Raw genomic sequence first — 20849 nt, 5'->3', positions numbered from 1 at the left:
CATAAATAAACCACCCTAAGTTTAAGTCAGAATTCTAAATTTGCTATTTTTAAACTAGCTTTAACAGCATTCCATCTGATGTAGTCACGTAAGTTTCAGTTATTTAATACAAATTTTCTCTGTAACTCTTTTTTAGGATATTCTACTATTCCACCGTGGCACATCAGTTGGGGAAATTAATGGATAAACAAGTCAGTTCTAGATCAACAAGTCAAAAAGCATTACGAATCAATCTCGACGAAAAAAAATACGGGACTATTGTTGAAATAGGCGCAGGACAAGAGGTTGCCAGACAATTTTTCATAGCCGGCGCGGCAGCCGGAACCATAGCTAAAACAATGTCTGCCTATGACATGGTTTTTTCAGATGCTATTTATGGTGTGCAACAAGACGGACGTTATGTGAGCCAAGCTCGCGTTCAAGCAATGATGGAACAAGAATTCGATTTAGTCGTAGATCGAGTTGGCAATATTCGCTCTAAAAGTTCTCGTTATTTTGCCTATGCCGCAACAGTAGCTGCTAAGAGCTTTGGCCGCAAAAACGAATGTCACGCTTGGATTGGTATTCGTATTCAAATGTACCCTGGTGCAGAGCCTTCTGATATCAAAGTACATGTGCGCATGTTTGACGACAATGCTGAAGCTCAGCAGCAAGCATTAGGCGTAATTGGTGTGAACTTAATATACGCTGCTTATTTCTATTTTGAAGATCCTAAAATGATTATCGATTCATTAACCGATAATATAAAACCTAACCGTGTTGAAATTGATTTTATCGACTTCAAAGGTCCTTACTTCCTTGATGTAGACAATCGCGCGAAGAATCTGCACTTAATCCGCAGTTGGAAGACCCGTGCAGTTATGTTCAAACCCGATGGCAGCGTGGCGATCCCGGCTGAATTGTTGTACAAAAAGAATATCCTAACCATTCGCGGCTCGTTCAGACCAGTCACTAAACTCAATGTAGATATGATAGAACAAGGGCAAACCTCGTTTTATGAACTAAAAGATGTGAGTAAATCGAATACCGCGGTTATTGCTGAAATATCATTAAATGATATGAAAGGGAATGACGCGCAAATGCCCGAAAAAGACATAGTAGCGCGAGTGCAATTGCTTAATTCGTTGGGTTATAACGTAATGGTTTCAGACTATACCCGTTATTTCTCGTTGCGGGCTTACTTCCGCCAATACACAAAAATGCAAATTGGCATTGTAGTGGGCATGGTTAACATCAAACAGATTTTTGATGAAGACAGCTATAAAGGGGTTGAAGGCGGAATAATGGAAGGTTTTGGTAAACTATTTCCAGACAATACCCGAATGTATATTTACCCTGAGATAGACGAGAATGGCCAACTTAACGATTTCACCCTAGTTAAAGTGCCAGAACATCTACGCTTCTTATATCGACATTTATTGGAAAATGGCTACCTTGCTGGTATTGAGTGCAGTGATAACGAATTATTTTCGATTTACTCCCGAGACTTATTGAAACAACTCTCCTCAGGTCGCGGAGAATGGGAAAATGCGGTTCCACAAAGTGTTGCTGAAGAAATCATAGCAAATAAGTTTTTTGGTTATCGAGAACGCTAACGACGGCAGTACGTATTCACACCTAAAAAATGGCAGATTATCTGCCATTTTTTTTACTTCCAATTCAGCTTTTATTAATACATTTCTAAAATCAGCAAAATATTGCGCAAGATCAATAAAGGATTTCGCTAACCAATTAAACTGCAATGACTAAATGATTATTGCGAAAACAACATGAACTCAAAACGCTTTTTCGATCCTCAATTACTTGAAAAGTATAATACTAATGGGCCACGTTATACCTCCTACCCTACGGCATTATCCTTTAACGAGTCTTTCTACAATGATGATTTGATCAAAGCAGTAAAAACCTCACCTAATACAGATCTGTCTCTTTATATACATATTCCGTTCTGTCATAGCCTTTGTTATTACTGTGGCTGCAACAAAATAGTTACTCGTCACCCTGAAAAATCGGACGACTATATGTTCTATTTAATAGGTGAAATTACCCAGCGCCAAAAGCTCTTTAAAAAGCATGTTGTTCGGCAAATTCACTTAGGCGGAGGTACGCCCAGTTTTCTCAGTAAACAACAACTTTCGAATTTAATGGCCGTGTTAAAAAACCATTTCGTTCTCAGCCAAGATGTTGAAATTGGCATAGAGATAGATCCCAGAAACTTAACTTTAGACTATATCGATCACCTTGCTAACATCGGTTTTAATCGACTCAGTATCGGCGTTCAAGATATCGATCCGCAGGTGCAAAAAGCGATAAATAGAGTTCAGTCCACTGAATTGATCGAGCAAATCGTTAACCAAGCGAATAAGATTGGATTCAGATCCGTTAATTTAGATCTTATCTATGGTTTGCCCCATCAGACACCCGACCGATTTGAACGCACTTTGGACAAAGTGATTCAAATGGGTGTGCAACGGATATCGCTGTTTAGCTATGCGCATTTACCTGAACGCTTTCCAGCGCAGCGCAAATTGCGTGATGAATGGCTCCCCAATGCTGCGCAAAAACTGGCATTGATGAAATTGGCAATTGAACGATTCCTAGATGCAGGCTACATGATGATCGGTATGGATCATTTTGCCAAACCTAATGACGAACTTGCCTTGGCTCAAAAGCGCCACCAATTACACCGAAACTTCCAAGGCTACACCACCCATGCAAACTGTGATTTATTAGGGTTTGGCGTATCGGCTATTAGTAATATTGGTGACTGTTATAGTCAGAATTACAAACAGTTAGCCGACTATTACCAAGCTTTAAATGAATCAGATAACGCGGTTCACAAGGGGGTTAAATTAAATCTCGATGACCAAATAAGGGGCTTTGTCATTAGCCAATTAATGTGTAATTTTCAAGTCGACAAATCCCAAGTTGAAAACCTATACGACATTAATTTCGACAGCTATTTCCAGCAAAGTCTGCGTTCGTTACAACCTTTTGTAGACGACAATCTTGTGGAAGTGGATGCATTGCAAATTAAGGTCAAAAACAAAGCTAGATTGCTGATAAGAAATATTTGTATGAGCTTTGACGGGTATATTAAAAATCAACATATACATAGATACTCAACCGTCATTTAAACAGCTTAGGCTCACATTTGAACGCTACAGTAAGCCAGCCTTTTTAATACTCAAATAGGTATTTAATACATTTGGAGTGAGGTGAGAAGCTGGCGCATTGATGCAAATTACGCCCTTTTGTTTTAAGCGTTGTACATTACGATCTATGGATTTTTTAATTTTATGGGCTGAGGCATACATAATTGCTTGTTCGAACGTTTCTACTGGCTCGTCGTCAATACGCTTGTAAATAGGCTCTTCGATACTAATTACGGCCACCAAATGCTTAGCTTTAAGTAATTGTACCGCTTTGAGCAAATCTTCAAAATCTTCATCACGAAGACAAGTGACTAGCAAAATTAACGCTCGTTTCGGTTGCTTGACCAACAACTCTTGGGCTGCACTTAAATAATCACTGGCTATTTTTTGCGGATACAGATCATAAAAATGCTGCATGACTTTACTGACATTTTGGGCCCCTCGAACATGACTTAACCAGCGAGACTCACTTCCAAAGCTTTGCAAACTAAGGTTGTCGCCATTTTTCAAAGCGGTGTAAGACAGCATGATCAATGAGTTAAGTGCGTGATCAAAATAGCTCAGATCGTCGTCCTGCACACGCATACGTCGGCCTGAGTCTAACATTATGATGACATGCTGATTTTTTTCTTCCTGATACTCTCTTGAAATGAGTTTGTTAAACCGGCTAGTTGCTCGCCAGTCAATTTGTTTAATACTTTCGCCTTCACGATAGTCACGTAACTGCAGAAAATCCATGCCACTGCCACGTTTATTAAACTTTTTTAAGCCTGCTTGGGTTAAGTTAACGCTACCTTGCAAACCAGCTAAATCTGAAATGGCAGTAAAATTAGGGAATACTTTATGTTCGCTAACGTGTTCAATCCAATACACATAATCCCAAAAGCCAAACTTCGATTCGACTTTAATTTCAGTAGCCGAAATTTGCGAAGGCCCCCTTCGACTTGGCGTAACTTGATAGTCAAACTCTGCGATTTGTCCGGGTTCTAATCGACAACCGTGAAAGTTGTTAGAACAATGCCAGTGCTCAGGGATTATCTCACTGCACTGGAGGCTCAAGGTATAATACCCACGATTAGCCATAGCAATGCTAACCTTTTGTTCCACATGCACGGATAAATTGCTCGGCACTTCTCTTTTAACTGCCACTTGCGGTGGGTGGCGACTGATAATTAAATCGTACCCAGCCAATGCAATAGCAATTAGCGCCAGTCCCATGGGTAAACCAGACAATTGCGTTAAGCCATTAAAATGAATAACAATTGGCAATGCCAAACCCACTATGCACAGCACAGCAAAGCATTTAAGTAATCGCTTTGAAGGAGCTAACCTAATACGTTTCATTGCCTTGGAGAAGCCGCCTGTTGAATTATTTCTGATAGCACTTGCTCTGCCGAAGAACCGGATATTTCCCGCTCTGCAGACAAAATAATACGATGTCGCAAAACAGGTAAGAGCATGGCTTTAATGTGGTCAGGAGTCACAAAGCCTTGACCTTCACATAGGGCTTTCACTTTCGCCGCTTGCACTAGCGCTATACTTGCGCGGATCCCTGCACCATGCACAATCCCATCCCACTCACGGGTTGCACGCACTAAGCCTACCGCATAGTCCACAACCTTATCGTCTATAAGCACCTTACTTACCAAGGCTTTAAGTGATAATGCATCTTGCTTGCTCAGTACACTTTGAATCGAGGCATTGACTATACCTGTTTGATTTTCAGTATTCAGTTTGGTTAAGGTGATTTCATCCTGATGCTCTGGGTAACTCACGAGCACCTTCAACATAAAGCGGTCGAGTTCAGCCTCTGGTAACGGGTAAGTGCCTTCATTGTCGATGGGGTTTTGGGTTGCCAACACCATAAATGGGGTTTCTAGCGGCATACTCTGCCCATCAATGGTGATTTGATATTCCTGCATCACTTCTAATAACGCAGCCTGAGTTTTTGCCGGCGCTCGGTTAATCTCATCTGCCAGTAATAAATGCGTAAAAGCCGGCCCCTTGCGCAACGCGAATTTACCAGTTGCCATGTCTAACATCGAGTGACCTGTTACATCGGCAGGCATCAAATCAGGTGTAAATTGCACCCGTTTATAATCTAAGTCGATGCTCTTTGCCAACGCGCGTATTAACAAGGTTTTGCCTAAACCTGGCACCCCTTCAAGTAACACATGGCCGCCAGCTAAGAAAGCAATAATCACTTGTTCTACAACATCATTTTGACCAATTAACAGGCGCTGAACATTGCTTTTCAGAGCATTAATTTGCGCACATGCTTTTTCAAGGGTTTGACCATCAATTAACGATTCTACTTGGCCTTCAACACTATCTTCTTGCACAGGTATCTCGGGCGTTGGATTGGGATCTAATTCAGCGTCATTCATAACATTTTCCTGAGAGTCTGGAGACTCGCTATACTTTGGGTAAATTGGGTTTCATTAACTTGAGCTTGACTAAACATAAGTGTGTTGATGGTTTCGATTGGCCAATGACTTATCTGTGACAATTGTTCAAGCATTTGTTGTTTGTCTGCACTCTTAGTGGCGGGGCGCTTTTTGTGTAAAGCGACAATAATAGAATGACGAATTTCGTCGATTAATTCCCGCTGCTGTTTTTGCCGCCAATAAAACTCACCAGCGGCTTTAATATGCAATGAAAAAGGCGTGTAATTATGTTCATCGATACGCAAAATAGGACCAAAACGCATCGCCCAGTGCCACATACTTAGGGCAAGCAATACGCTACCGAACCAGATAAAATAAGGCGCAAAATCGTACAATAAACTAAACCAATGAGGCAGTTCCTGGGTCGAAAAAACGTACACTTTCGATGAGTTGCCCACTAATTGATCTAATAGCTCCACATTATCTTCGTAAGCTATTTGATAATTATTCCAAATATAAACATCGGTTAACATAGTAACCAATCCATCGCCCATCTCCATTTGCGCAAATGTGGGCCCGTATAAATCCCCTGCAGTATAAAAAACACTTGGATCTGCAGGTAAAACTAAACGATAACGGTTTTCTAAATTAACCATTAGGGGCTGGTCATCTGGGTTGATTATTTCAGTTGGAGTAAACACGTTCTCGGTGTCTTCTGGCAACCAATTAACAGCGAGGTTTAATTCTTGAATAAGTGCATTGGCGCGAAAAACATCTGCGTCTTGGCTAGCATTAAGGGCCATAATCAGGTGACCACCAGATTTTACCCAGTCAATCAGTTGCTTCGCTATAGCCTTAGATAACGCAATTTCGCCTTCGGATAAAACGATGGTGTCGTCTGTGGTGGGAAAAATGGCAGATTCATTGTTGGCATACAACAAACGGTAATCTTCCAGTAATTGTACTTCAGTACCTTCCGCCTCAAGGAACAATTTAGCCGCTAAAAACGGTTGTTCGCGGGCTTCGTCATTAAAACCTATGTCGGTTACTTTTTCATAAGACTCAAATCCATTATACAAAAACACGCCAGCAACCAATATTATCAGCGCCATTAATACCCGTACTGTCCAGGTTTGCTTTGCTTCCACAGGCTGTAAATTTGAGGTACTCATGTTGCGTTTCTCATCTTCCAACCTCTGCATCTGCAAACAGGGTTTTCCACTGTTCACATAACAGTTGCATAGTTGTTTTTTCTGGCCATTTATGTGCCCAGGCTAAGTGCACCCAAGTGTCGACTAGGCGTTGCATAAACTCACTTCGTTCACCGACAACCGAGGTTTTAATCACTTCAAGGCATTCCCGTTCGGTCATTGATTTGGTCAAAGGTAGAGCCTGCTCTTTACTGATTTCCAGTAAGCTGGTTATCAACATTAATGACATCAATTTGCGATAGGCTTTAGCGTCGAACAGTAAATCTATTTCTGACACGACATCATCAGGCATGGCATCGCCTTGATAAGCCTGACTAAACAAAGGCATTTCTAATTCATCTGTTGCGGGTTGCTTAGGCGATTGATTAAAAAAACCTTTAATATTGTCTTTTGACAGATAAACCAACAATAACAAGGTAACGCCAAACGCCAGCCACATTAGTACTTCAGAAAAATTTGCAAAAAACATCAAGCCATTGACTAACCAAGACGGTAAATCAGAGCTTGTTTTCTCACTGTCACTTTCAGCTTCGTCGTCTGACCCCCAGCCCACCCAGCGATAATCAGTTTCAGTTTGCTGACCATTGAAAGGCGGCACATCAAGTATTGCTTGAATCTTTGCTTCACTTTCAAACTCAATATTTTGTTGGTTTGCGGGATCTGTATCTTTAAGCTCTGAATATTGATTATCTTCAAACTGCGGTAATTCAATTTTTGCTGAGCTATCTTCTGCCCAACTTTCAGATACCGGTGAAAAACATAACATCACTGCTAAAATGCAACTTGCCACCGCCCCTAATGCTGGTTTGGTAACTTTATTAATGGCTCGTTTGAAGCCAATTTCTATGTCCCACGCTTCTAAGATAACTCGCCGGTTTAGATAGGCTGCGAAACTACCTGCAATATAAATAGGCGCAATAAGTAAATAAGCGAGGTAAGTAAATAGGTTAAATGTCAGTTCGGTACCCCAATTATCGCTCGTGATCACCAGCCAATAATCAAACTCCACTCCCGCCGGCACCACATAACTAATAAGGGCCACTAAACCAAAGATAATGATCAGCTCCCAGCCGAGACAGATAAATGTCCACCAAGCGGTATTATCATCAATCGTTCGATGCAAGATAGATAAACGCTTGCTGCGAGCAACACCATCTAGACCTTCTAATTGTTGAATGGCTAAATCAAACCCGCGAGTAGGTGATAACCGACGCCAGGTAATACTAGCAAACCATTGTTTTTTCAATAATCGAGGCCAAGCTCTAATCGCATCTTTAGCGGTGACCGTCTCGCCAAACACCTGACGACTCAAGATATGCAGCAAACCTCTTTCATACAGAGGCTTCAACCACCAAAAAGCGACTACACCCCAAACAATATCAATGGCACAGGCCAATACAAATATGGGTAAGGTAACCACCAGCCAAAAACTGATTAATGATCGATACCAACGCAAGGCCATGCGGCAACCTAAATCAAAGGACCGCCAACTATTACGAGGACGAATTTCCAACGTTAGGTTATCAATATTCACGACGATTTCTCGCCAGAACGAGGGTTTCTAGGAAAAATGTAGAGCAAAATCCACAGCCAACAGGCGCTGCCCACTGCATATTTCACTGCATTGGGAAGTAGTGTGCTACTCGACCAAAAAGCTTCAATGAACGCAGCAACCACCAACATTAAAAATGCGCCAAAAATAATCGGAAATGTAATTTTACCGGCCTGTTTCAAAGCCGCCGTGCGTGACAATTGCCCCGGTCGAATAATATGCATTCCTACTACGCCCCCAGCAGCCGCAGACAACACAATGGCCGTTAATTCAAATGAACCATGGGTAATAACAAAAGAAAAAAATGTACTAGAAAATCCGACATTCACGATATGAGCACTCACCGCACCAAAAAATATAGCGTTAAACAGTAAGTAATAGAGTGTTCCAAACCCCAATAAAAAACCTCCCACAAAACACTGAAATGCAATGGATATATTATTTTTTATATAGAATCCAAACATTAGAAAATCGCTATCAGAATCTCTTTCGTTTCGATAGTTTCCGGTGGTTTCATCGATGCGGGATGCCGGATCGTACATTTGTTCTAATTGGGTAACTTGCGAATTGGGCATTACATTTCGCACAAATTCTGGTTCTATCATAGTGACCGAAAAGGTAATTATGGCTAAACCATAAAATAATATATGCGCCCAAATCACATAGCGGCGAATAAGCAATAACTGAGCTGGAAAATCGTACTTAACAAACTGCCAAAACGGCGCCCAAATCCGGTTACTCGGTTTGTATAAACACTGCTGTCCCTGCAGTAAAAGATCGTTTAAGCGGGAAATTAATGCGGGGCTGTAAAGGCGACTTTTTGCCACAGCCAAGTCATGAGTTAACTGCCGAAATGCATGGGGAAGATCAATATCGTATTCATGCAATTTATTGGGATCTTTTATCGCTTCAGCAAAATCTGACCACTGTTTTTGACGTGATTGTATAAAATCATGCTGCTTCATGCTTTACCCACCAAATTAGCCGCAATAGACTTAAGTTGGCTAACGGCTTCAGGACCTTGCACATTGAGAATGGGTGATAAAATATTGGCTAATTCTTGCTGCCGCTGAGCACTTAAGGTTTTACTGCGCTCAGCAAACGCTATAATCGATTTCTGCATTTCTGGATCTAGCTGTAGCTCTACATTTTTTTGCTTTTCAAAGTTAAAATAACTCATTCTAAGTGGTGCTTCGTTATACACCACCATAGTGCCGCCAATATAATCCCCTACCCGTTTATTGTGCTTAGAAAGTAGTAGGCAAATTCCCCCTAGCAGATAAAACGAAGGCAAAAAATCAACCGCTCTAAATAAGTTTCGAATTAATGAACCGGCAAGGGTAACTGGCAAACCATTGTCATAAACGACGGTTAAGCCAAAGGATTTTTTACCTGGTGTTTGACCTTTTGTTATTTCAAATATCACTGGGTAAAACCATTCCACCAAAAAAGCCGCTATGAGCATTAACCCTATTCCCATATTACCCGCAAAAGACAAAGCTATACCAGCTGCGAGCATAATGACTAAACGGATAAGTAAATCATAAATAAAGGATAAAGTGCGCACGCCAATACCTGCTGGCGTGAGCTGGATATCAATGCCTTCTGGGGTTTCTAAATTTATTTGATTATCTATTTTCAACCGTATAACTCTTGTTTACTACCCAATAAAAGATATAAATATACCCATAAATACAAAACCCCAATAAATTAAGCCGAGTAAGATAAATATCCAATTGGTTAACGTCAGTGCAGCGTTCTGTGCGCCTTGGGGATCATCACAAACCTGATTTATACGATCTTGGACGTACCAAATAGGTAACAATATCAGCGCGATCGTTGCCAGAAAAAATACTACATATAAGGCGAGTTGATCAACGCTCGGTTCCCAGCGATTAGTTAAAGCAGAAACTACAATGGTGATTACATAAAAAGTTGCCATTAAGCCTGATGCCCTGCACGCAATACCTTTAGACTGCAAGGCATCGTTAACTTGCGCAAACAACGAATGGGTAAAGAATATGTTAAAAATAGCCCTGACAATAGGTGTGCAATCAAAATCGGCATTGTCTTTTTGCAATTTCCAATTACGGTAAAACCAATAAATGAGATAAAGATTAAGTGTACAAAAAGATAAGATAATTAATTTAGTGCGGGAAACCACAAAAAAGGCGTTTTTGTCGATTAAATCATGCTGCTCTAAGTCACCCAAATCGGCAGCCGGAGCGTTATACACACTCTCATTATTATTATAATTTGTCGACATGAACTTCCTTGTACTAACGGCATAACAAACTGAGCACAGACTCGCCTTCGTTTGAGTATGCCATAAACATACTCGATATCCAGCATTTTAATGGGTCTAATTAGACCTTAGGTTAACTGGAAATAATTGGTGAAACATTTATACAATTGTGTACCGCTCAACACCGAAGCGGATGGAAAATGCAAAATCGGAATTAAGTCACATGGTGCACAAATCGTTTCTGTACCCCGTTCATTTTCTAGTTCATCGACATTAAGTACCTTAGCTAGGGGCTCACCCTTTTTGATTTCCATACCGGGTTTTGCTAAATAATCGACTATTCCACCTTGGTGGGTATAAAGGATTTTGTAATTGTTTAGTGTTACTGCCACTCGCTGCATGTCTTTTGGGGTGTATTGGGCATCCACTAGACAGCCTTTGGCATTCAAGTAAGACAGAATACTTTGTGCATCGTACAATCCTTCATCGAAACTAATCACTTCTTGAGAACCCATCTCTAAGGTAAAGGCTTCAACTTCGAACTGGATTGGATTAGCTCTTTTTTCAGTTAATAAGTCTTGTAAACTCCACCAATGGCAAAACGTCGCTTCATCTAAAGCACCAGCAAATTTATTGGGAATCAAAATAACATGAGGAATATTAAACAAAGACGCTGACGCTTTTGCATATTCAGGCACATAGATATGCCTTGTAGAGACAGGCCCATTGTGCAAATCAATCACAATATCGGCATCAAAAGCTAATTGTTGTAATTTTAAGTTAAGCTGTTGCGCAAGCCCTAATCCCCAAGTATCCGTTAACTCATCATCAATTTTCTGTTTGATAGCCTGACGAAAACGGGATTTAATCGATTGCAGCGGTTCATCATTGGCTACCGTATCTACAAATTCAGTCACCAAGTTTTGATCATAATAATAACCCCGATTCCAATTGGTGCCATTGATGGGATCAAATCGGCCCAAGGTATACTCACCAGCTTTGATGTTGGTGCCCACCGGATTACAATTTGGTACTAAGGTAATCTCACCACATATATCCAGATTTTTAAGCAATTGAATTAAGTGATAAATCACAACATTGCCCTGCACCTCAGCGCCATGAATCGAGCTTTGTAGGTACACCTTGGGACCTGGTTTACTGCCTTTAAAACGATACAAAGGCACGTTCATATTCCGCCCAGACGCGTTTTGCGCAACCACGAGATATTCTTTGGAAAATTGGTTCATTTATTGACTCAAACAATCTATTTCACAATTATGAATACGTTAATGGAATAGCAACAGTTGTACAAATTAATATGCGTAATTGATGAGATCCATATTTGCTTAAATTGGGTATTAATCACTTTAGATTTAATATAATAAATAAGGACTTTGGCTTTGAGTAATCCAGTTAGCCTCATGTGGTTTCGACAAGACCTTCGCCTGCGGGATAACCCTGCACTGCGCGAGGCTTGTAACAACGGCGATGTTATCCCCGTTTATATTTATGATAATTGCAACGCCGAAAGTTTCACACCAGGCGCAGCCAGTAAATGGTGGCTGCATCACTCGCTACACAGCTTGAACAAATCACTAGACGGTAAGCTGCATATCGCTAGCGGCAATCCCATTGATGTATTACAAAAGATTATTCAACAAACTGGGGCGACTCAAGTTGTCTGGAATCGCTGCTATGAACCCTGGCAGATACATCGCGATAAAGCAGTAAAACAGCAGTTGCAAGAAGATGGCGTGCAGGTAAATAGTTTTAATGGCTCTTTATTATGGGAACCCTGGACGATCATGAACCAGAGTGGTTCGCCTTATAAAGTGTTCACTCCTTTTTACCGCAAAGGATGTTTAAAAGCGCCTTCTCCTCGTTCCGTTGAGGCTGCCCCAAAACAAGCTAATTTTATTTATCAAAATAAGCTGGATCAAGGAATAGATAGCCTTGAGTTGTTGCCGGAAATTAGCTGGTACAAACAGATGCAACAGCAGTGGCAGCCAGGCGAAGAGGGAGCCGGTGTTTCACTGAGTGAGTTTTTAAATGAGCCAATAAATGATTACAAACAAGCCCGTGACGTACCCAGCCTTAATGGCACATCTCATCTTTCACCGCATTTACATTTTGGAGAGATATCTCCAAACCAAATATGGTATGCCACCTTACATAAATTTAACGGCAGCATGGAAGACCCGCACATGGATTGTTTTTTAAGTGAAATTGGCTGGCGTGAATTTAGTTATTACTTGTTATATCACTTTCCGACCTTACCCAGTGAAAATTACAATGCCAAATTCAATCAATATCAGTGGCGTGGTCGCAATAATGACTTGCAAGCGTGGCAACAAGGTCAGACAGGCGTGCCCATTGTTGATGCGGGAATGCGTGAACTGTGGCAGACCGGTTACATGCACAACCGTGTGCGCATGATCGTTGGCTCATATCTGGTGAAAAACCTTCGCACCCATTGGCATCATGGCGAGAGCTGGTTTTGGGATTGTTTATTGGATGCGGATTTGGCCGCCAATAGTGCGAGCTGGCAATGGATAGCTGGCTCAGGTGCCGATGCATCGCCCTTTTTTAGGATTTTCAATCCTGTTACGCAAGGTGAAAAATTTGATAGTGAAGGTGAATACGTACGTCATTACTGCCCTGAGTTAAAACACCTTCCCAACAAGTACATCCATAAACCATGGGACGCACCTAAAGAAGTCTTAGCAACAGCAGGAATCCGTCTTGGTGATGAATACCCTCACCCATTGGTGGATTTAAAAGAGTCGCGCCAACAAGCTTTAGATGCCTATGAAGCGGTTAAAAACGCCTAAATGACAGGATGAAATGAAAGCCATGGCAAACACCTTAAGATTAATTCTCGCCGATCAGCTAAGTATGTCGGTAGCAAGCCTGCGAGATTGTGACAAAAACAGTGATTTAATTTTGATGGCGGAAGTAAAAACAGAAGCCAGCTATGTAAAACATCACAAAAAGAAAATCGCATTTTTATTTTCTGCCATGCGTCACTTTGCCAAAGAATTAACGGACTCAGGGTATCAAGTCCGTTATATAAAATATGAAGATGTTGATAACCAAGGCAGCCTTTTTAAGGAAGTGGAGCGGACCTGTCAAAACCTAGAGATAGATAAAGTCGCGCTGACATTTCCCGGCGAGTACCGTGTACTTAAAGATTTTCAAAGTTGGCAACAAAAGCTAGGTATTCCCGTGGAGATCTTGAACGATGACCGCTTTTTAAGTCATATAGATGATTTTGCTGATTGGGCAAAAGATAAAAAACAACTGCGAATGGAGTTTTTTTATCGACAAATCCGTCAGTCGAGTATGACCTTGATGGAAGCTGATCAACCCAGCGGGGGTAAATGGAATTATGACAGCGCTAACCGCAATGCTATGGATAAAGATGTCGAGGTTCCTGCGCACACTCAGTTTGACCCCGATCACATCACTCAAGATGTATTGAAACTGGTTGAGTCTGAATTTGCTGAGCATTTTGGCAATTTGGACAATTTTCACTTTGCCACCACACGTCAGCAAGCCTTAGTGGTGTTGAAAGATTTTGTCAGCCAAAGGTTACTAAACTTTGGCCAATATCAAGATGCCATGGTGCAAGGTAAACCTTGGCTTTTTCATTCCCATATCAGCTTTTATTTGAACTGTGGATTACTGCTGCCCAAAGAGGTCGTTGAGCTTGCTGAGAATGCATATCGTAATGGCGAAGCCCCGCTTAATTCCGTCGAAGGTTTTATTCGTCAGGTTATTGGCTGGCGAGAATATGTCAGAGGTATTTATTGGCTAAAAATGCCCGATTACAAAAAGCAAAATGCGTTGCATGCACAGCGAAAATTACCAGATTTTTTCTGGAATGCAGAAACCGATATGAATTGTTTGCAGCAATGCATCAGCGAAACACGAGACAACGCCTATGCCCATCATATTCAACGTTTAATGGTATTGGGTAACTTTTTGTTATTGGCTGGGGTGCACCCTGATGATGTCAATGAGTGGTATTTGATTGTGTATGCCGATGCCTATGAATGGGTGGAAATGCCCAATGTTAGCGGCATGATTTTATATGCTGATGGTGGACTACTCGCGAGTAAACCCTATGCTGCAAGCGGAAGTTATATCAATAAAATGTCGAATTACTGCCAACATTGCCATTACAACGTCAAACTGAAAACTGGTGCCCAGGCCTGCCCATTCAATTATCTTTATTGGGACTTTTTAGATCGCAATCGAGAAAAGCTCGCCACAAACCCAAGGTTAGGCATGCCATACGCCACGCTAAATAAGATGAAAGATGACAAATTAAGACATATTCGCCAAGACAGCGATATATTTTTTAAGGCATTAGATAACAATGAACGTGTGTAGTTGTGGCTTAGCCTCGGGAAAAATCCCGTGCTACACCTTGTTGGCGATGCGTTAACACCGCGTTAGTCTCGATGTATCAAACAGCCACGGGATAAATCCCGTGCTACATCTTGTAGGTGGATGAGTTAGCCCCGCGTTAGTTTCGATGTATCAAACAGCCACGGGATAAATCCCGTGCTACATCTTGTAGGCGGATGCTTTAGCACCGCGTTAGTATCGATGTATCAAACAGCCACGGGATAAATCCCGTGCTACATCTTGTAGGTGGGTGCTTTAGCACCGCGTTAGCTTCGATGTATCAAACAGCCACGGGATAAATCCCGTGCTACATCTTGTAGGTGGATGAGTTAGCCTCGCGTTAGTTTCGATGTATCAAACAGCCACGGGATAAATCCCGTGCTACATCTTGTAGGTGGGTGCTTTAGCCCCGGTTTAGTTTCGATGTATCAAACAGCCACGGGATAAATCCCGTGCTACATCTTGTAGGTGGATGAGTTAGCCCCGCGTTAGTTTCGATGTATCAAACAGCCACGGGATAAATCCCGTGCTACATCTTGTAGGTGGATGAGTTAGCCCCGCGTTAGCCTCGATGTATCAAACAGCCACGGGATAAATCCCGTGCTACACCCTGTAGGCGGGTGCTTTAGCACCGCGTTGGGGACTAAATTAACGTTTTTTGTTGGACTTGCCTGCCGCCTTGTTGTGGGGCTGGTTATCACTGAATCGCGTCAATCCTTGCTGAGCTTTGGCATTTCCTTTGCCTTTGGCATAAGCCTTGTTTCGAGACCGTTTTGCATATGCATTGTGCGCCTTACCACTTAGTTCCTCTTTGCTTTCTAGAGGCACTAGGTGCTTGGGTCCGTTGCCAATCAAATGCGCTTTACCCATTTCTTTCAATGCTTTGCGGATTACTGGCCAGTTTGCTGGATCGTGATAACGTAAAAAAGCACGATGCAGGCGGCGGTGTATCTCACCTTTGGGCACTGTAACTTGTTCACTTTTGTGATTGACTTTATGAATCGGATTTTTACCCGTGTGATACATGGTAGTCGCGTTGGCCATCGGTGATGGATAGAAATTTTGCACCTGATCCAACTTAAAGTTGTGCTCTTTGAGCCACATGGCCAAACTCACCATATCCATATCTTCCGTGCCCGGGTGAGCAGAAATAAAATACGGAATAAGATACTGAATTTTGCCCGCTTCTTTGGTGTACTTATCGAACATTTCTTTAAAACGTTCATAAGTGCCCATGCCGGGTTTCATCATCTTATCAAGTGGTGCTTTTTCAGTATGTTCTGGAGCGATTTTTAAGTAGCCGCCCACATGATGGGTGACTAATTCACGAACATAATTAGGATCTTCAATGGCCAAGTCATATCGCACACCTGAAGCAATCAATACCTTCTTAACACCTTCCACTTTACGAGCTTTTTTGTAAAGCTCAACGGTAGGTGTTTGATCGGTGTCCAAATGTCCACAAATATCCGGCCAGACGCATGAAAGACGGCGACATGTTTGTTCCGCCTTTGCGCTCTTACATCGCAATTTATACATATTCGCAGTAGGACCGCCTAGATCAGAGATCACGCCGGTAAAACCGGGAACTTTGTCGCGAATTTGTTCAATTTCACGGATAATTGACTCTTCTGAGCGACTTTGAATAACCCGGCCTTCATGCTCTGTAATCGAACAGAAAGTGCAACCACCAAAACAACCCCGCATGATATTCACCGACGTTTTAATCATATCGTAAGCAGGAATTTTAGCTTTCCCATAACTAGGATGAGGTACGCGAGCATAGGGTAAATCAAACACCGCATCCATCTCTTCAGTTTCCAATGGAAAAGCAGGCGGGTTAATCCAAATAATGCGATCACCGTGGCGCTGGGCCAGTGCACGAGCACAACCTGGATTGGTTTCTTGATGCAAGATCCGTGATGTATGGGCGTAATGTGTTTTCTCTGCACGTACCACATCATAGGGAGGTAGCATGACGTACGTCTTCTCCCAAGGCTTTCTGCGCTGAGATTTAGAAGTAAATGGCTGAACTACGACCGGTTTCGCTTTTTGCGCGTCATCGATAACTTTGTTTTGTTCATCTTCAGCTACCGCACACTTATCTTCAATGTATTCATAGGGGCTGGGAATAGGATCAATTTTTCCAATTACATCAACGTGTGTAGAATCCACACCTTGCCATTCAGGTAATGGCTCTTTGCGAATTACTGCAGTACCACGGACATCTTGCATGTCAACAATAGTCTCACCTGCGGCGAATCGATGGGCGATTTCCAGTAACGGACGTTCTGCGTTACCAAACATCAACATATCTGCTTTTGAGTCAAATAAAACAGAGCGTTTTACTTTGTCTGACCAATAATCGTAGTGGGCAATTCGTCTTAAACTGGCTTCAATACCACCAATGATGACTGGTTTTTTGTAGGCTTCTTTACAGCGTTGAGTATAAACGGTAACGGCTCGGTCAGGGCGCTTTCCACCTTCATTATTGGGGGTATAAGCGTCATCGTGGCGTAATTTTCGATCCGCTGTATAGCGGTTGATCATAGAATCCATATTGCCAGCGGTTACCCCAAAAAATAAATTGGGTTCACCTAACTGCATAAAATCTTTTTTGCTGGTCCAGTCTGGTTGCGAAATAATTCCAACTCTAAAGCCCTGAGCTTCGAGTACACGACCGATTACAGCCATTCCAAAACTAGGATGATCTACGTAAGCATCTCCGGTCACAATAATAATGTCACAGCTATCCCAGCCTAACTGATCCATTTCCTTTCGAGACATTGGCAAAAATGGAGCGGGGCCAAAACATTCAGCCCAATATTTAGGATAGGAAAATAGCCCTCTTTCAGCTTTCATTCGCTGAACAGGCTGTCGCATAACAGTCATGTATTGTACCAAGAAGTTAAGGGTTCAAAATTTCGCGGAGTATACCAGAAAAAGCCTTTGGACAAGAATAATATCGCGATAAAGGACGCATCCTTCTACAGCTAAGTGTCAAGTAATCTGCTCACTCTTTGTACATTTGTGTGTTGGCAGCAGATTGCTCGACATGGAAGTTCTCTGCTGTTCAGGCTACTCGTTGATTATCCTGACTTCTTTTTCTTGCCTCCTGCGCTCTTCACTCTTGATCGGGTTTACTCTTTACTCGCCATTCCGCTTGCTCTCTACTCGTCATCCCGCTTGCTCTTTACTCGTCATCCCGCTTGCTCTTTACTCGTCATCCCGCTTGCTCTTTACTCGTCATCCCGCTTTGCAATCACCTCAATGCCGAAACCATTATCAATTACTTGTAATTCAATGGGTTGGCAACATATTTGGCAATCTACTATTTGCTGCTGATTGATGTCGTTGGCTTCATCTATCTCCAGATCGTTGTAAGTCATACAATATGGACACTCAAATTTACTTGCTACTGTGAGGCTCATGGCTACTCCTTGAGTTGTAAAAGATTAATTTGTTTACGTAAAAGGCGTCGAAAAAGTTTGAAAAACAAACCAATACTGACTGGATATACAGTAGTTTTTAAAATACACTGGCTTTGTGTCCCAGCAAAATTTTTAATCTATTGATGAAAGAACTCCCCAGTAAATACTATTTAACTCATTTTCATGAATTTCTCGCGTTTGTTTCCGGACCCTGTGCACATTTACTCTCTATTGAAGATAGTGCTTTTATCGGTAAATTTCATACTCTTTGTGAAGATGCACAATGTTTGTATGTCCGTGGATTAAATAGAAAATCTCCAATAATCAGACGTAACTCATTGTTTTATGATGAGATTAACGATCACCAATTGCATCTAGAGAGGCTTATAACAGAAGGCTTTTACACTGAAGTAAAAAAAGAGCATCTTGCTGAATTAACTCATAATCTAACCAAACCAGAATTGGCCCAGGTGCTGCGTAATGCGAATGTCAGTTTTAAAAGCTCCCAAAGTAAAGCTGATTATTTACAATTAGTGAATGAGTTTTGTCAATTTGAAGACTTCTGCGCCTTTCTAGATCCCACTGTTGTGTTGCACCGAGGGCAAGATCAGCACATAAACTATTTTTTATTCTTATTTTTTGGTGATCTGAACAGTAACTTATCCAAGTTTTCAATGCGTGATCTGGGGATTATGCCAACTCAACGAGGGGTCAGTACTGACAATGCGCGATTCGATTTCATTGACGAAGCTAAGAGTGCGTTTTTTTATGCTCATCAACGGCGTGAAGTCATGTCTTTATTACCAGAGCAACAAATTGCACTTGCCCAACAGTTCCCATCATTTCCAACTCCACAAGGTACCTTAGCCAATGAACATTGTGACCGTTTTCTATTAAGATTAGGCAAAGCCATACTCCCCCACGACCAGTCTCTTGGCATAAAATTATTAGCCGCATCTTCGGAGCCTTTAGCACAAGAAAAAGTGATCCGTGAAAAGTACAAGTTAGGTGAAAAAGAGTGGGTGAAAAACCGTTTAGAAATGATTATTGAGGAACCAGATTCTGAAGTACTATTATCGTTTGCCGAAGACTTTTTGGCCCGTAAATTTCAGCAAAAACGCACCAGTACGCTCACCGACATGTTACGAGAACAATCAACAACAGTACTTATTGATGAAATGTACATGGATTCGGTGGAACATGGCGTAAAATTGTTTTATCAGAAACAAAAAAAACAGGCCTTTCGCACTGAAAACCGATTGTGGCGAGCATTGTTCGGTTTAGTTTTTTGGCATGAACTTTTTGAAATGGATAGCAATGCGTTAGTCACTGAATTCGATTACAAACCCCAGGCTATCAATCAAAACAACTTTTATAATCTGTACGAACAAGATATTGAAACTCGCCTATACCGAATGACCAGTGCGCAAATCACATTCAAACAAGTATCTAAAGTTATGCTTGAAAAGTACGGTCGCCCCAATGGAATTTTTCGTTGGCACAAATCCTTACTCGAAGTTTTAGCGGTATTTTTTGATCATGTTGACATTGAAGGTCTCAAAGAGCATTTGAGAATGATGGCAAAGGACTTTAAAAACTACGCTGACGGTTATCCGGATATCATGGTAGTCGATAACACCGGACTGAGATTTGAAGAAATAAAAGCCCCTGGAGACCAATTGCGTAAAAACCAATTGTTAACCATAAAGCTACTAAGAAAATCAGGCTTTAAGGTCGCAGTCACTCAAGTTGAATGGTTTTTAGATCCCTTACAACCCTATGCAGTCGTCGATATCGAAACCACGGGCGGTCGTGCAAATCAACATCGTATAACCGAAATAGGTATCGCCAAGGTTGTAAACGGGAAAGTGATCGATACGTGGCAAACGCTAATCAATCCTCAACGGCACATTCCGCAAAAAATCACACAATTAACGGGTATTGATGATGAAATGGTGAGTGATGCTCCCTTATTTGTGGAAATCGCTGAAAACTTACGAAGTTACTTATCTGATTGTGTTTTTGTCGCTCACAATGTCAATTTTGATTATGGTTTTATCCGCGCCGAATTTGAACGTCTTGAACAAAGTTTTCGCATGCCCAAGTTATGTACGGTAAGAGAAATGCGCAAAGCGGTTCCAGGCCTTCCGTCTTATTCATTAGCCAACTTAACCCGGCATTTTGGTATTGATATGACTCGACATCACAGAGCCTTATCAGATGCTCAAGCAGCCGCAGAGTTGTTATTTATTATCAACGAAGTGCGTCATGAAAAAGCCAATGGGAGTCGTTTGCGGGGCTAAAGCACCCGCCTACAAGATATATGTTCCCCCCTCCCCTTGCAGCATAGGCTTTAGCCCATAGATTCATTTCATTCAGGTTAATCTAATTGCGCGGAGCTAAAGCACCCGCCTACAAGATATGTGTTCCCCCTTACCCTTGTAGCATGGGCTTT

General features: G+C 41.8%; 15 protein-coding genes. 5 read left to right on the top strand and 10 right to left on the bottom strand.

Annotation, left to right across the window (positions count from 1 at the left end):
• Nucleotides 1-179: 179 nt before the first annotated feature.
• Nucleotides 180-1595, top strand: a complete 1416-nt coding sequence (locus tag ABWV72_RS19215; RefSeq protein WP_216046359.1) for a TonB-dependent receptor — start codon at nt 180-182, stop codon at nt 1593-1595.
• Nucleotides 1596-1769: 174 nt separating this feature from the next.
• A complete protein-coding gene (gene hemN, locus ABWV72_RS19210; RefSeq protein WP_353372448.1) occupies nt 1770-3137 on the top strand; it encodes an oxygen-independent coproporphyrinogen III oxidase in 1368 nt (455 codons plus the stop codon).
• Between the two features lie 24 nt (nt 3138-3161).
• On the opposite strand, the gene ABWV72_RS19205 is transcribed toward hemN, so the two are convergent.
• The 8 genes from ABWV72_RS19205 to ABWV72_RS19170 form a co-directional block, all read right to left on the bottom strand.
• Complete coding sequence (locus ABWV72_RS19205) at nt 3162-4499, bottom strand: DUF58 domain-containing protein (protein ID WP_216046357.1); 1338 nt, start codon at nt 4497-4499, stop codon at nt 3162-3164.
• Nucleotides 4496-5542, bottom strand: a complete 1047-nt coding sequence (locus ABWV72_RS19200; RefSeq protein WP_216046356.1) for an AAA family ATPase — start codon at nt 5540-5542, stop codon at nt 4496-4498. The genes ABWV72_RS19205 and ABWV72_RS19200 overlap by 4 nt, the downstream gene beginning before the upstream one ends.
• A complete protein-coding gene (locus ABWV72_RS19195; RefSeq protein WP_353372445.1) occupies nt 5539-6714 on the bottom strand; it encodes a DUF4350 domain-containing protein in 1176 nt (391 codons plus the stop codon). Before ABWV72_RS19195 ends, ABWV72_RS19200 begins: the two co-directional genes overlap by 4 nt.
• A gap of 10 nt (nt 6715-6724) precedes the next feature.
• Nucleotides 6725-8287, bottom strand: a complete 1563-nt coding sequence (locus ABWV72_RS19190; RefSeq protein ID WP_216046354.1) for a hypothetical protein — start codon at nt 8285-8287, stop codon at nt 6725-6727.
• Nucleotides 8284-9270 (bottom strand): stage II sporulation protein M, encoded by a 987-nt coding sequence (locus tag ABWV72_RS19185; RefSeq protein ID WP_342804889.1) that lies wholly within the window; start codon nt 9268-9270, stop codon nt 8284-8286. Before ABWV72_RS19185 ends, ABWV72_RS19190 begins: the two co-directional genes overlap by 4 nt.
• On the bottom strand, nt 9267-9947 hold the full coding sequence (locus ABWV72_RS19180) for an RDD family protein (protein WP_216046352.1): 681 nt from the start codon (nt 9945-9947) through the stop codon (nt 9267-9269). The genes ABWV72_RS19185 and ABWV72_RS19180 overlap by 4 nt, the downstream gene beginning before the upstream one ends.
• A gap of 18 nt (nt 9948-9965) precedes the next feature.
• Nucleotides 9966-10571, bottom strand: a complete 606-nt coding sequence (locus ABWV72_RS19175) for a hypothetical protein (RefSeq protein ID WP_353372442.1) — start codon at nt 10569-10571, stop codon at nt 9966-9968.
• A 107-nt stretch (nt 10572-10678) separates the two neighbouring features.
• A complete protein-coding gene (locus tag ABWV72_RS19170; RefSeq protein ID WP_353372440.1) occupies nt 10679-11797 on the bottom strand; it encodes a M14 family metallopeptidase in 1119 nt (372 codons plus the stop codon).
• 153 nt (nt 11798-11950) lie between these two features.
• Between ABWV72_RS19170 and ABWV72_RS19165 the strand changes: the two genes are divergently transcribed.
• Both ABWV72_RS19165 and ABWV72_RS19160 read left to right on the top strand, forming a co-directional pair.
• Nucleotides 11951-13381, top strand: coding sequence for a cryptochrome/photolyase family protein (locus ABWV72_RS19165; protein ID WP_353372438.1), 1431 nt, complete (start codon nt 11951-11953; stop codon nt 13379-13381).
• 22 nt (nt 13382-13403) lie between these two features.
• Entirely contained in the window at nt 13404-14945 is a 1542-nt protein-coding gene (locus ABWV72_RS19160) for a cryptochrome/photolyase family protein (RefSeq protein WP_353372484.1), read from the top strand.
• 666 nt (nt 14946-15611) lie between these two features.
• Here ABWV72_RS19160 and ABWV72_RS19155 read toward each other — a convergent pair.
• Both ABWV72_RS19155 and ABWV72_RS19150 read right to left on the bottom strand, forming a co-directional pair.
• A complete protein-coding gene (locus ABWV72_RS19155; protein ID WP_353372436.1) occupies nt 15612-17855 on the bottom strand; it encodes a YgiQ family radical SAM protein in 2244 nt (747 codons plus the stop codon).
• Between the two features lie 347 nt (nt 17856-18202).
• The gene (locus ABWV72_RS19150; protein WP_216046345.1) at nt 18203-18394 is read right to left on the bottom strand and encodes a zinc ribbon domain-containing protein; all 192 of its coding nucleotides are present in this window, start codon (nt 18392-18394) and stop codon (nt 18203-18205) included.
• A gap of 143 nt (nt 18395-18537) precedes the next feature.
• Between ABWV72_RS19150 and ABWV72_RS19145 the strand changes: the two genes are divergently transcribed.
• Entirely contained in the window at nt 18538-20697 is a 2160-nt protein-coding gene (locus ABWV72_RS19145; RefSeq protein WP_353372482.1) for an exonuclease domain-containing protein, read from the top strand.
• Nucleotides 20698-20849 lie beyond the last annotated feature (152 nt).

The organism is Aliiglaciecola sp. NS0011-25, assembly GCF_040370605.1.
Taxonomy (GTDB): Bacteria; Pseudomonadota; Gammaproteobacteria; order Enterobacterales; family Alteromonadaceae; genus Aliiglaciecola; species Aliiglaciecola lipolytica_A.
This window is presented reverse-complemented; position numbering and strand designations above follow the sequence as displayed.